This window comes from Acidiplasma sp. MBA-1 (assembly GCF_000949015.1).
In the GTDB taxonomy this organism is placed as follows: Archaea; Thermoplasmatota; Thermoplasmata; order Thermoplasmatales; family Thermoplasmataceae; genus Acidiplasma; species Acidiplasma aeolicum.
In genome coordinates, this window is sequence record NZ_JYHS01000001.1 from 198,230 (window position 1) to 211,090 (window position 12,861).

A 12,861-nucleotide genomic window follows, 5' to 3' on the forward strand; every position below is an offset into this window, starting at 1 on the left:
TTTAATTTTCGTTGATATTTGAATAATTTTCTATTGTAACAAGATCCATTCTCTTTATTTCCATCTGCGATGCAATAATCATATCAATGTACTCCCTTGCACGGTAATCAGGTATTAAAAAACTGGCATAAATTCTTCCCATTTTTTCATATATAAAAGAGTACTGCCACGATATTCTTGATTCAAATGTTTTTTTTCCTAATATTGCAAGAAAATCATCCTCTATTTTGGTTGTGTAAATTCCATCCTCCCTTGATATTATATTTATACCATCATATTTTGTTAAATCATCATTTGAATACAAAATTATTCTGAATTTATTATTAACCGGATAATTATCTATAAGCTGGGCAATTGTATCTGTATTTTTAAGCAGCTGGGCAACCCTGGCATTGTTAAATTCATCATACTTTATGCTAATTACTATATTTTTAAAATTTTGGCAGCTGTTTCTAATGTTGGCATATATGCTTTTAACCGGCCTTAACAATATTTTATTTATATTTTTAGCCTGAACAATCTGGGATAAAATTATATTGGAAAATTCCTGCAGCTTATTATGATGGAAGTAACCCTCCATTACTATGCTTCCTGATTTAAGCCAGTATGAATTAATAATTAATCCGTCTATATTGGATATACTGTCAATTGTATCCTTTATATTTCTATTATTTATCCTTCCAAGTGCCATAAAATAATTTTTTCTTTCCTCAACATCAAACAACGGAAAAAGGTATCTGTATTTATCGGCATCATTTTTGGGGAAAAAACATAGAAATATATTGATTTTTCTTCCGATATTATTGCTATTTCACCGTTATAAGAAAGCTCCCTTGATATCTCAGTAATCTTGGACCAGTCATTGAAATGTATCTCAAAGTGCATGTCCAGTTTATTATCTATATCCTCTATCTCCACAGTATATTATTTAATATTTATATTAAAATGTTTTCATATTTTAATTTGCATTTTTAAATACTGGCATGTCCATTTCTGATTGTTTTACAGGTCTGTTAATAAATATAACCGGTATAAATAAAATGAACTGAAATACTGCCCAGAATGCAGTAATTGCATTATACAAAGAAAAGTGTATTATCAGGTAAACAGATGAAAATCCCAATAAAAACATCATGGTGAACTGCGGCCAGAACCATCTCCATGGCATTGTACCTCCTGTTCTTGCAGTGGTGAACGGTTTTTTCTTTCTTAGAATTGCATAAATCACAGACTGTATGCTCAATGAAAACATAAGCATGTTTGCACCCATATTGTATAATAAATACCTAAATGGAGCACCCTTTGATACATTTGAATAAAAGAATGAAAACATTACTATAATTGTATATGGAAGCCATGCAAAAAAATATATGATGCTATTAACGGTTAGAACCTTTATACCGAGGACATCAAGAAACGGGGCTATTAGAAAAACAATATAAAAGAATCCGAAGAAATACCACGTAGGAGCCGCAAACCAGTCAATCCTTTCCACCAGGCTGTATTTTTTTGAAAAAATTATGTTTTTAAAAACCTTGGGTACAAGTGACAAAGATCCAAGCATCCATCTTGATTGCTGGTTTACATATCCCTGCATTGTTGTTGGGGCCCTTCCAAATACCAGTTTTTTATTATAGTAAAGCCCGTGCCATCCCCTGGCTATTAAATTTAGTGATGTGGCTATATCCTCAACTATATTTGTTTCATCAAAATAATTTACTGATTTTAAAGCATTAAGCCGGTAAATAACATTTGTACCGCATGAGAATAATGATCCTGTTACACTCTTCCCCTCTGTTAAAATTTCATAAAATAAAAACTGTTGCGCCTGGGCCAGCTCTGGAAGAACACCACTGTCAGTGTTGGCATATACCTGCGGAACCTGAACAAATCCAGCCTCTGGATGACTATCCAGCAGGGCAACAGTCTCCCTGACAAAATCCGGTGCAGGCGTCTGGTCTATATCTATCACAGCCACATACTCTACATTAAGTGTTCTCAAAACATTGTTTAATGCGCCGGCCTTATAACCGCTACGGTTATTCCTGTGTATGTAGTGTAAATTAAGTTTCTGGCATATCTCCTTAATGGGTTCTGTATCGACCTTATTGGAATCATCAAGTACATAAATATCTGCATAATTTCCTGCATTTGTATGAATTGCCAGCAAATTGTCTATGCACATATTTATATCCTCGTTAAATATTGGTACCATAATGGCCACCCTGTTTCTTAATGACGGCAGATATGCGGAATTTATGGTATCAGGATACTTATAAACGCTTCTCCTGAAAGATATAAAGTATGAAATACTTTGTATTCCAAAGAAAACCGTGGCAAGCCAGAACCAGAAGGTAAAAATATATTCCTCTAAATTTCCGTGCTTTAAAATAATTGCAGCATATAAAGAGGATATAATCCCAGCTATAATAAAAATAATGGACAGTACTGAAAGAATATTTGCCACGATAAATATTCTTTTTTTCAGTTAATCACCTATATTTTTAAATATGTCTGAACTCCCAGAATTCGCGGGGGGGGGGAAGAAATTCCTGAATTTTTTCCATCCATTATTATACCTGCCGAGGTAATTTTAAACTTTGATGGGGTGGAATCAAATATTGAGCCCCTCATTTTAACAATTCTTAATGTTCTATCTATATTTTCGCCGGTGGTTACATAATCAAGCTTGATAATACCTGTAACATAATATTCCTCCATACCAAAAACGCTTAATTCAGTGGTTCTCAATCCACTTGTTATAATAACTGTAACATCCTTCATTGCAAGGCTGTTAAGGAATAGGTTTATGTAATCATCATCAGGTATAAGCAGTAATGTAACAGGGTCTATAACAACGCGTTTTATGTTTTTTGTAATTATTATTCTTTTTAATTCTGTAATAATTTTAGTAATAAATTTTCTGAAATCTGTATTACCTGAAGAAACCTCAGACTTCATGACCCTTATCTGGTCTGATATTTCCATTATCTCTATCATTTTATTTTCATATGCCTCTCCAAAGCCTATGTCCATTGTTCTTATATTATCCAAAAACTGATCCGGAAATGTATCGGTTAAAACCATTAGACCCTTTTCATTATTTTTTGCACCAAAGCTTAAAAACATGCTGGAAAGGGTAGTTTTACCTGCTCCTGTCTTTCCTGATATTAGATAAACATATCCCGGCCTCAATCCACCGGCAAGCTTTGCATCCAGCTCTGGAATTCCAAACTTTGCCCTTCCTGAATATAACTCATCATTTTCATAATTTTTTATATCCGCTATTATGATGCCAAAGGCCTGGCACATCCTTTTTTCATTTTCATTTAATTCACGGTTGGCAATCATTATCTTTTTATTAATTCCGCTGTCAATACATTGTGAATTAAAAAGCATTATATCATTTATAGATGATATGTCAGAGGAAATTTTTATGGCAATTTTTTCCCCTCCGGAAAATACAATATAATCAAAATGATATTCTGTCCCTGACATGCCCGTTATAGAATAATTTTCCTCAACTTTTAATGCATGTGTATCCAGAGAAAACGATTTTGACGCAATTCGCTGCAAAATATCAGTTGATATATTTCCTGCCAATACTACTTAATATATGCTTAAAATTTAATACTTTCGCTTACATATAATACATTAATTTTTAATTTTTAAGATTATACTATATTTAAATCATCGAAAACCTCATCGTAAATATCAGAGCACATTTTAAGTTTTATAATGTTTTCCTTGTATATTTCCATGCCGGATGAATACATAATTTGAAGATATTCATTGAGTCTAAATGAACTTAAAAATTGTGTTATGATTACATTTCCATCTTTAATCTGGATATATGTCCCATCCCTGAATATACCATGGTTATTTAATCTCTCCTTCATGAGTAAAAACAATGGATCTTTTATGTATGTTTCATAAATTAATGCATTTTTTGAAATGCATTTTAATTCATCATTTTCCTCAAGTTCAGAATCGGCGTAAATTAAAATTTTAAAATCCTTATCATCAGAAAGAGCATTTATGGCCTCGGCCACAAGATTTCTCTGTTCTATTAAAGTGGCTCCATATCCCAGATTTTTTATGTCAAACGGAACGCTGTACTTTATAACTGCCAGCCCCATCCTTTTGTTTTTTTTAAAGAGTAAATATTTATATCCTTCCGATTCCTTTATTAATATATCATCTATAAAATATGGAATAAGAAGATATCTGTTTACAATTTGCGAGATTTCTGCTTTGTAATCACTGTGAAATCTGCATCTAATAATCAATTTGCCATCCTCTATTGTTGTTTCTGATAGCTTTAATGATTTAACCTGAACCAGCTCATTTATTAAATTTATTATTTTCTCATTTGATATTTGTACTGTTACATAAAAATAATTTTCAAATTCCGATGCACCATAAGATTCAAGAAGCTCTTTCGGAATTTTTTTATTTTTATCCTTATAAATGAATACATTTGCATAATTCTTCTTTTCCTGGCTCCTGAAAAAAAGGGTCATATTTAAATTATGCAGCTTTGACCATCTAAATATATATGAATCAGATGATATCACAATTTTCATTTTCATATTAAGTCTTTTGTCAACATCGATTATATTCATTAATGCATTATTTAATAGTTGTATATATATTTAATTTCATCAATTTAATAAATATATAAAAATTTTATAATTATACAGAATTCTTTAATAATATTATTTTAGATATCAGGCTAACGGCTATTTCCTCGGGGGTTATTGCATTAATCATTATTCCGGCAGGGCAGTCTATTTCATTTAATTTATCATCATTAAAATTCTGTTTTAATTTTTTTAAGTCGTTATTAAACCTGTTTTTGCTTGCCACTAGCCCAATATATTTGTGTTCCCTTTTAAGTATGTATGAAAGATATTCTATTTCCTTTTCGTTCTTAGTGAGCAGTATGAAATAAGAATTTTTTAAATCAATATCATTAAGTTTTTCCTCCAGCTTTTCATTTTCAGTATTTATTTTCAATAAATTTATTTTAATTATACCTGCAATCTTTTTTATGTTTAAATAAATCTCATCATCATCCGATTCTGTTAATATTATAATTCTCTGGCTGTTATAAAATGGTTCTATGAATATATTTATTACACCACCGCAGGTTGTATCCATGTTATAATCATAAATTTTATTATTCTTATCAAGCCCAATTGAAATATTTTTTGTCATATTTTTATTTATGCTTTCATTGCAGGCATCAAGAACATAGGAATCCATTTTTCTGCTCCCAAGCGTGCCCGCAATAATCCTGTTTTCAGAAACTATCAGCCTGAATCCGGGTTTTGCTATGGATGAACCTGTTGAACTTATTACTGTTGCAATAGCATAGTTTTTGTTATTATTCTTTAGTTCATTAAGTATTTCCAAATAATCGTTATACATATTTATATTATAATATACACATATAAATAAATCTATGCAGCGGAAAAATACCTACCAGATTGGTTTTATATAGTTAATTATGATAACTATAGTCATGGAGGGATATGGTAGGGCGAAGAAATTTTTCAATGCCAATGCCGAGAAATACTCTCAGAGCAGGTCCCATGCTGAGGATAGTGACCTTGATATTTTAATTGAAAGCTTAAATTTAAATTCAAATATGAAAGGACTCGATGTTGGAACCGGAACAGGTTTTACCGGCTTAAGGCTTGCACGTAAAATTGATATAGTATATGCCATGGATATTGCAGAAAACATGCTTAAGGAAACGTCCAAACTTGCTGATAAGTACGGTGTGCAGAATATTATACCAATAAGGGGAAGCGCTGAATCAATGCCATTTGATGACTCTAATTTTGATATTATAACATCAAGGAGGGCACCACATCATTTTCTGGACAAGGCAAAATTTATAGATGAGTCATATAGAACACTTAAATCCGGTGGCATGATAGGCATAGATGATATGACCTGTGACCAAAATTATATTAATTATTTAAACCGGCTTGAAAATATCCGGGATAATTCCCATATGGCTGCTGAATCTCCAGAGGGCTGGATTAAATTATTAAAGGATGCAGGTTTTTATGATATTAAGTACCATATATATGAAAGAAGAATATCGTTTGCACAGTGGATATATCCAGTTAGGGAAAACTCAATTGAGGGCCTGGATAGCTATAATTATATAATAAATTCTGGTCCATTTAGAGACTATATAAAATGGGAAAATAACACATTTCTAAAAAAGTGGATTATTATAACCGGCAAAAAACCTTAAAAAGATAATTATTGGTCACTAATTTTAACATATAAAAATAGTAAAAATCCTATGATAAAAAAAACTCCTGCTGTATAAAATACCAGTTTGAATCCAAGTGAATAGGATTTGACGAAAAAAAGTATCAAACCATATATAAGGGGTGAAATTGATGATGCCCCTCCGGTGGCAATATTATAATATGCCATAAACTTTCCAGCCTCCTCTCTTGGGGACATGTCGCTGGCCAGGGCTTTTGAGACACTCATAAATATTCCGTAGGATATCCCTATCATTGATCCAAATATTAAGAAGTATGTAAATTTTTCAAATTCTGGTATCAAAAACATGGCAAGAGAGCCAATCAATGTTGTAAATAGAAGCATTTTCACCCTGCCAACGCGATCAGAAAATATTCCAAAAACAACAGATGCCAGTGCGGAAACCATCAAAACAACTATACCTGCAATTGATACATAATATGCTGGATTTGAATAATTAAGTATGTATTTAAAAAAATAAAGTTCGAAAAATGATAACCCAACAACACCTGAAAAAACCATAAAACTGCCTAAAACCACATAAATATAACTTTTTATGCCCTTTTTTAGATTAAATATGTCCATAAAAATTTTGAATAGTCTCTCCCTTGAATGAACAATAACAGAATCATCCTTTTTTATGGTACCGGTTGTTAATATCCCTGTAAATATCAGAACAGCGGATATAACAATCAGGCCATATATTGTTTTTCCAACTGTTATAAAATATCCGGTAACTGCATAGCCCATGGCGGAACCAATTAAAATGAATAAACCATTTATGCCTGCTGCCGCACCCCTCTCATCCTTATGCAAAAAATCCACAAATAATGGCTGGTATGCACCAACAGATATATTCGATGATATCTGTATCATTATATACCCTATCAATATTCCAAAAACATTTATTTTCATTACCTCATCCAGAAAAATTGAAAAAACTGTTAGTATAACACCTATAATTATGTATGGTCCCCGTCTTCCCCATAGGAATGTGTACTTATCGCTGGCAGTTCCTGAAATTAAGCCTATAAAGACCCCTGCAGCGGTGCCTATAAATGCTATGAAACCCAGAAAAAGGCTGTTGTTTACAAAATTTATGAGTTCTATTGGCAGTATATATGATTCAAATGAAATCCATAGAAAATTCGTTCCAATATGAATTGAATTCATGCCAATAAGGTATTCCGGGCTTCTTTTTTCCTGCATTTAATGCTTTGATATTATTAGACTATATTAACATACGCCAATTTTATTATATTTTAATATAATATCCTAGCGTGTTCAGGCTATTTAAATATCCCGGGGGAAAGAATGTTTCTATAAAAGATATACAAAATGTTTTTAGATCCTCCGGTTCGGATATATTTATAGACGTTTTTGGTGGTTCAGGGAACGTTATATTAAATGTTAATGCCAGTCATAAGATTTACAATGATATAGATTTTAATATGTACAATTTTTTTATTGAGGCAAAAGCTCATTTCTTTGAACTTTATAACTATCTGAGTGAAATATCAAAAAGTCCTGATAACCTTCAGGAATATATAAAGAGGGAAAATTTTAGTGATGGCAATGATAGATTAATATCTGCTGCAAATTTATTTGTAAGGCTTAATATATCATTTGGCGGTATGGGAAATTCCTATGCCACCCGGGAGAAATCCATTTATACACAATTTATAAAAAAACTTGAAAATCTTTATGATGTTCATAATGACATTAAAAACTGGCTTATTGAAAATATGGATTTTTCATCATTAATAGATCATTACAATGGCAGGGACGCATTTTTTTATATGGATCCGCCATATCCCAGTAAAAGCTGGTATAATCACAATTTTTCAGACAGTGATTATAAAAGATTGCATAAATTATTAAAAAGCATTTCTGGTAAGTATCTATTAAATTTTTATGACAGTGAATACATTAGAAAAATTTTTGGAAATCCATCATTTATAAGGAAATATAAAAATCACAATTCAAACAATGAAGAGTACCGGTATTTATTATTCTATAAAAATTGGTAAAATTATTTTATATTTAATGTATCCATGTTTATGGAAAAGTATTCCAGGAAATCCTTTAAATATATATTTGGTATGAATTCTATTTACCTTGGCAATAATTATTTATGGATTTCTTTTGAATCATTGTTTTTGCCCTTCCTTATAGCAAGAATGGTTGCGCAGAATGCACAATCATTATATCTGGGCATTATAGCGTTTGCAGGCATAATAATAGGAATATCATTTAATGTTTTTGCGGGAATAACAACAGACAGCCTTGAAACAAGATTTGGAAGGAGAAGGCCATTTATAATGCTGGGATCGGCAATCACGCTGGCATCATTAATATACTTCATTATTTTTCATTCTTCAATTATATCAATTTTAATTGTTTATATATTGATAGAAATAGGGTCAAATATGGCATACGGATCATATTTACCATTGGTTAGGGATATTATACCGGATTATCAGAGGGGGACATCATCCGGCATAAGTGGATTTTTTACATTAATTGGAACCGCACTTGGTTTTGGCATTTCAGGCCTGCTGCTTGGTTATAATAAATTGAATCTTGCATTAATGGCAATTATCTTATCATTATTTATTACAACATTATTCACTGTAAATACCATCAGAAATGAGGATTACAGATCAAATGCAGATAAAATTTTTTTTCACTTTTCAAAATTATTTAAAAAAATTGCCAATCAACAAAAATTTAAGTGGATGTCCATATCAAATTTTTTTATAATTATTGGCAGCTCTGGATTAACATTCTTTGAGTTTTATTATTTCGAATATATACTTAATATAAAAAATAGTGCGATATATGTGGCAATTGCCGGCCTTATAATATTAACGGTGTCGGCCATATCCGCTGTATTAATAGGGTTCATATCCGATAAAATTGGCAAGGACTTTTTCATTTTTATACTTCCTGTAATTGGCGGTATAAGCGTTCTGATGATAATATTTGTAAGAAGCTTTTATCTCTTTTTAATTATTGGTTCGGTACTTGGCATAACATTTGGAAATTATTTTTCAATGTCAAATTCTTATATTAGCTATGTTGTACCCAGAGGCAGCGCCGGAAGATTTATGTCATTATTTTCATTTTCCACAGGCATTGGTGAGGCATTCTCTCCAATGGTCTATGGATTTATTCTTTTTATTTTTGGTGGTCAAAAATTAATTGCGTATGTAAGGCTTTTTGAAATATCATCATTATTCTATTTTATAGGTGCAATAATTATCTTTTTTAAGGTTGTGAATTTAAAACCAGAACTGATAAAAAATAATTAATTATAATAAATCCGGTTAGGTTTAGAGAAGCTAATCTATAAAAATATAATGTTATGATTAATATATATTAAAAAAGCAATTAAATATATATTTATATACTATTACTCTGCATGGATTTTAAGGATTATATAGAGGAGGGCGTCATAGCACGTCAGGCAATTGATGAATTCCAGATAATGAGAATTGCACAAAAAATTATTGAGTCATTTGATAATGGGGGAAAATTAATAGTTTTTGGCAATGGTGGGTCAGCGGCCGATTCACAGCACTTTGTTGCCGAACTAACCGGGCATTTTCTAAAGGAGAGAAAACCCCTGCCTGCCATAGCATTAACAACAAATACATCCTCACTTACGGCAATAGCCAATGATTATGATTATAATTTGGTATTTTCAAGACAGGTTCTGGCACTTTCTGGTAAAAATGACACCGTAATAGGCATAAGCACCTCAGGTAATTCAAGGAATGTTTTGGAGGGAATTAATGCTGCGAATACACTTGGTGCATATACAGTTGGAATGACTGGCATATCTGGTGGAAAATTAAAAGATATATGCAGGGAGGTTTTTATTGCAAAATCGAATAAAACATCTATAATACAGGAAATTCATATAACAGCCATTCATATGATATGCGCAGTTATAGATGATCATTATTAAACTAATCATTATAATTTTTTATCAATCTATATGGATTAGATTTAAGTTTAATATAAAAATTATTTTGAAAAATATATTATTCTTGAACCCTCAAAATCGAAATCAAAATCCATTTCACGGAGCCCAAGGGTTCTCACAACGTTACTTTTTTTATCATCCCCGACTATAAAAACCAGAAAACCACCCCCACCGGCTCCTATAAGGTTACCACCAAGTGCACCGGCAGATTTTGCCATGGCATAAAGATCATCTATTTCTTTGTTTGATATCCTTGAAGATAGTGATTTTTTAAGTGACCAGTTTCTATCAAGAATTTCCCCCATGGAATTTATGTCCATCCTATAAAGGGCATCATAAAAATCACGGGTTAATCTTTTCATTTCGTGGTATGCGTCAAGATGTTCATTTATCTGTTTTTCCATGTCTGTATGTATTTCAGGGGATTTCCTGTTTATTCCAGTATACAAAAATGCAATATTTGATCTCAATTTCTCCAGCATATCAATACTAAGGGCAACTGGATTAACATTTACGCTTTCATTTTCATTAAAATTAAGCATGTTTATTCCACCAAAGGCAGCCATATACTGATCCTGTTTTCCTCCTGCCTCCCTAAGTATTTCCCTTTCTATTTTAACAGCCTCGGATGCCAGTTCCTCCCTTGTAACGTACTCTGATTTATATGCATGAAGGGCATTTAACAGGCCAACGAGGAATGTGGAGCTTGACCCAAGGCCAGTACCATGAGATGGTATATCCGAAATGCTAAGTATTTCAATGCCACCATCTATATTTAAAAATCTTAATGCCTCCCTAACAGATGGGTGCTTTATTTCATCAATCCTATCCACTATTTCAGTCTGAGAATATGAAATCCTTATCTTTGAATCAAATTTCTTATTAACTATTATATAAATATATTTATTTATTGCAGCAGAGATAAGTGCACCGCCATAATTCCTGTAATATGCCGGTATATCTGTACCCCCGCCAACAAACCCGATTCTTAGAGGAGTTTTTGTTATTATCATTTTAATACTTGTAATATTCAATTAATTTATCTATGCCCTCATCCAGTGAAACCTTCGCCTTAAAGCCTATTCTTTCCTCAGCCTTTTTGGTGTCTGCAAGCGTTTCATGCACGTAATTTTTTATTGGCATCTCTATGTATTTTGGTTTCACATTCTTTTTAAGGTGTTTATTAAGTATATCAACGAGCTGGTTTAATGAATAATTTTTACCAGTACCAACATTGTAGACATTGAATCCATGGTTATTTAATGCCGCAAGGGTCAGGGCATCAACAACATCATCGACAAACACAAAGTCCCTTCTCTGCTCCCCATCGCCGTAAAGTACGGGCTGTATATCGTCATGTATATCCCATAGAAACTGTGATACCAGGTTTGCAAAGATTTTTTTGGATTTCTCGTGATATCCATATATTGAAAAGAATCTCATGGCTGATACATCCATTCCATAGAGCTTATCATAAAGCTCGGCAACCCTTTCCATGGCAATTCTTGCCTCGGTATAATAATCGGTAACCTTTGGAATGACATTTTCAGAATGAGGCGGTTTTATTTCATTATAAATTGAGGATGTTGATGCATATACTATTTTTGATTTATTTTTCTTTGCCAGTTCAAGTATCTTTATCATATCATTTATGGCATTTCCTATTAAAAGTGGGTTATTGCGGTACATGGGCGATGATGAGTAAATACCTATATGGAAAATATAATCAACATCAAGGCAGTAATTATTTATATTCTCAACCCTGTCCTTTATAAAATCTATATCTGGCAAAATATCATTCAAATTGCTCATGGAACCTGTTTGAAGGTCATCCATGACATACACATGATTATCCTTATAAAGCCTGTGAACAAGATTTGAACCTATAAAACCTGCACCACCAGTTATTAATATTTCCTTATTCCTAATATCCATGGTAAGTGATGGTAACTTTATATAAAAAGTTAATTTGGATTAACCCAGAATAATTGTATTTAAAGTAGATGCCCCATTTTATCCTTTTTTGTTTCAAGATAAAATTTATCGAAAGCATTTGGTTCTATAATTATTGGTATTCTCTTGGATATTTTTATGCCATTTTCCTCCAAAAATTTAATCTTTTCCGGGTTATTGGTTATGAGTTCAACCGATTTTATTTTAAAATATTTTATTACCTCGACAGCAAAATTATAATTACGTGCATCTGCCGGCAATCCCTGTTCAAGATTTGCCTCCACAGTATCCAGCCCCTGATCCTCAAGGCTGTATGCCTTTATCTTATTCAGGAGGCCAATACCCCTGCCCTCCTGGCGGAGATAAATTAACATGCCATACTCGCTCTGGCCTATCATTTTAAGTGAGGTCAGAAGCTGATCACGGCAATCACATCTTAATGAACCCATTATATCGCCTGTGAGGCATTCGCTGTGTATTCTTACGGGGACATTTTCCCGGCCATAAATGTCACCGTTAACAATAACAGCATGATCCTTATTTTCGTCGTTTTTGAAAACATATATGTCAAAATTACCAAATCTTGATGGCAACTTAGCCTTTGCATAGAACTCTATCATATT

14 protein-coding genes are annotated in these 12,861 nt (G+C 32.3%); 4 read left to right on the forward strand and 10 right to left on the reverse strand.

The features are described 5' to 3' along the window. Position 1 precedes the first annotated feature (1 nt). The 6 genes from TZ01_RS01010 to TZ01_RS01035 all read right to left on the reverse strand — a co-directional run bounded on the left by TZ01_RS01010 (position 2) and on the right by TZ01_RS01035 (position 5,433). Entirely contained in the window at positions 2-724 is a 723-nt protein-coding gene (locus TZ01_RS01010) for a hypothetical protein (RefSeq protein WP_048100948.1), read from the reverse strand. Further along, complete coding sequence (locus TZ01_RS01015) at positions 673-918, reverse strand: hypothetical protein (protein ID WP_048100949.1); 246 nt, start codon at positions 916-918, stop codon at positions 673-675. Before TZ01_RS01015 ends, TZ01_RS01010 begins: the two co-directional genes overlap by 52 nt. A 40-nt stretch (positions 919-958) precedes the next feature. After that, positions 959-2,467, reverse strand: coding sequence for a glycosyltransferase family 2 protein (locus TZ01_RS01020; RefSeq protein WP_048100950.1), 1,509 nt, complete (start codon positions 2,465-2,467; stop codon positions 959-961). A 29-nt stretch (positions 2,468-2,496) separates the two neighbouring features. Further along, positions 2,497-3,603 carry an ATPase domain-containing protein gene (locus tag TZ01_RS01025; RefSeq protein WP_048100951.1) on the reverse strand — a complete coding sequence of 369 codons (1,107 nt, stop codon included), beginning with the start codon at positions 3,601-3,603 and terminating at the stop codon, positions 2,497-2,499. A gap of 71 nt (positions 3,604-3,674) precedes the next feature. Continuing rightward, the gene (locus TZ01_RS01030; RefSeq protein ID WP_048100952.1) at positions 3,675-4,625 is read right to left on the reverse strand and encodes a hypothetical protein; all 951 of its coding nucleotides are present in this window, start codon (positions 4,623-4,625) and stop codon (positions 3,675-3,677) included. Between the two features lie 70 nt (positions 4,626-4,695). Further along, positions 4,696-5,433: an XdhC family protein gene (locus tag TZ01_RS01035; protein ID WP_048100953.1), complete on the reverse strand. Its 738-nt coding sequence runs from the start codon at positions 5,431-5,433 to the stop codon at positions 4,696-4,698. 94 nt (positions 5,434-5,527) lie between these two features. Here TZ01_RS01035 and TZ01_RS09115 point away from each other — a divergent pair, with 94 nt between their 5' ends. Continuing rightward, the gene (locus TZ01_RS09115) at positions 5,528-6,274 is read left to right on the forward strand and encodes a class I SAM-dependent methyltransferase (RefSeq protein WP_052656659.1); all 747 of its coding nucleotides are present in this window, start codon (positions 5,528-5,530) and stop codon (positions 6,272-6,274) included. 8 nt (positions 6,275-6,282) lie between these two features. Here the strand turns inward: TZ01_RS09115 and TZ01_RS01045 are convergent, their stop codons facing one another. Continuing rightward, positions 6,283-7,503, reverse strand: a complete 1,221-nt coding sequence (locus tag TZ01_RS01045; RefSeq protein ID WP_231563389.1) for an MFS transporter — start codon at positions 7,501-7,503, stop codon at positions 6,283-6,285. Between the two features lie 71 nt (positions 7,504-7,574). On the opposite strand from TZ01_RS01045, the gene TZ01_RS01050 reads away from it, so the two are divergent. From TZ01_RS01050 to TZ01_RS01060, 3 genes are all read left to right on the forward strand, one after another. Continuing rightward, on the forward strand, positions 7,575-8,324 hold the full coding sequence (locus TZ01_RS01050; protein ID WP_048100954.1) for a DNA adenine methylase: 750 nt from the start codon (positions 7,575-7,577) through the stop codon (positions 8,322-8,324). 30 nt (positions 8,325-8,354) lie between these two features. Next, positions 8,355-9,608 carry an MFS transporter gene (locus TZ01_RS01055; protein ID WP_048101335.1) on the forward strand — a complete coding sequence of 418 codons (1,254 nt, stop codon included), beginning with the start codon at positions 8,355-8,357 and terminating at the stop codon, positions 9,606-9,608. Between the two features lie 110 nt (positions 9,609-9,718). Continuing rightward, complete coding sequence (locus TZ01_RS01060) at positions 9,719-10,267, forward strand: SIS domain-containing protein (RefSeq protein WP_048100955.1); 549 nt, start codon at positions 9,719-9,721, stop codon at positions 10,265-10,267. A gap of 59 nt (positions 10,268-10,326) precedes the next feature. Here the strand turns inward: TZ01_RS01060 and TZ01_RS01065 are convergent, their stop codons facing one another. From TZ01_RS01065 to ribA, 3 genes are read right to left on the reverse strand one after another with little or no spacing between them, the layout of a single operon-like run. Then, positions 10,327-11,298 (reverse strand): kinase, encoded by a 972-nt coding sequence (locus tag TZ01_RS01065; RefSeq protein WP_048100956.1) that lies wholly within the window; start codon positions 11,296-11,298, stop codon positions 10,327-10,329. Between the two features lies 1 nt (position 11,299). Then, positions 11,300-12,220: an NAD-dependent epimerase/dehydratase family protein gene (locus TZ01_RS01070; RefSeq protein WP_048100957.1), complete on the reverse strand. Its 921-nt coding sequence runs from the start codon at positions 12,218-12,220 to the stop codon at positions 11,300-11,302. Positions 12,221-12,279: 59 nt separating this feature from the next. Continuing rightward, positions 12,280-12,858 carry a GTP cyclohydrolase II gene (gene ribA, locus TZ01_RS01075; protein WP_048100958.1) on the reverse strand — a complete coding sequence of 193 codons (579 nt, stop codon included), beginning with the start codon at positions 12,856-12,858 and terminating at the stop codon, positions 12,280-12,282. Positions 12,859-12,861: the final 3 nt, after the last annotated feature.

Excerpts from the sequence above, each read along its gene's own strand:
- ribA (WP_048100958.1), bottom strand. The coding sequence starts at position 12,858 with ATGATAGAGTTCTATGCAAAGGCTAAGTTGCCATCAAGATTTGGTAAT.
- TZ01_RS01065 (WP_048100956.1), bottom strand. The coding sequence starts at position 11,298 with ATGATAATAACAAAAACTCCTCTAAGAATCGGGTTTGTTGGCGGGGGT.
- TZ01_RS01055 (WP_048101335.1), top strand. The coding sequence starts at position 8,355 with ATGGAAAAGTATTCCAGGAAATCCTTTAAATATATATTTGGTATGAAT.
- TZ01_RS01045 (WP_231563389.1), bottom strand. The coding sequence starts at position 7,503 with ATGCAGGAAAAAAGAAGCCCGGAATACCTTATTGGCATGAATTCAATT.
- TZ01_RS01060 (WP_048100955.1), top strand. The coding sequence starts at position 9,719 with ATGGATTTTAAGGATTATATAGAGGAGGGCGTCATAGCACGTCAGGCA.
- TZ01_RS09115 (WP_052656659.1), top strand. The coding sequence starts at position 5,528 with ATGGAGGGATATGGTAGGGCGAAGAAATTTTTCAATGCCAATGCCGAG.
- TZ01_RS01070 (WP_048100957.1), bottom strand. The coding sequence starts at position 12,220 with ATGGATATTAGGAATAAGGAAATATTAATAACTGGTGGTGCAGGTTTT.
- TZ01_RS01030 (WP_048100952.1), bottom strand. The coding sequence starts at position 4,625 with ATGAATATAATCGATGTTGACAAAAGACTTAATATGAAAATGAAAATT.
- TZ01_RS01035 (WP_048100953.1), bottom strand. The coding sequence starts at position 5,433 with ATGTATAACGATTATTTGGAAATACTTAATGAACTAAAGAATAATAAC.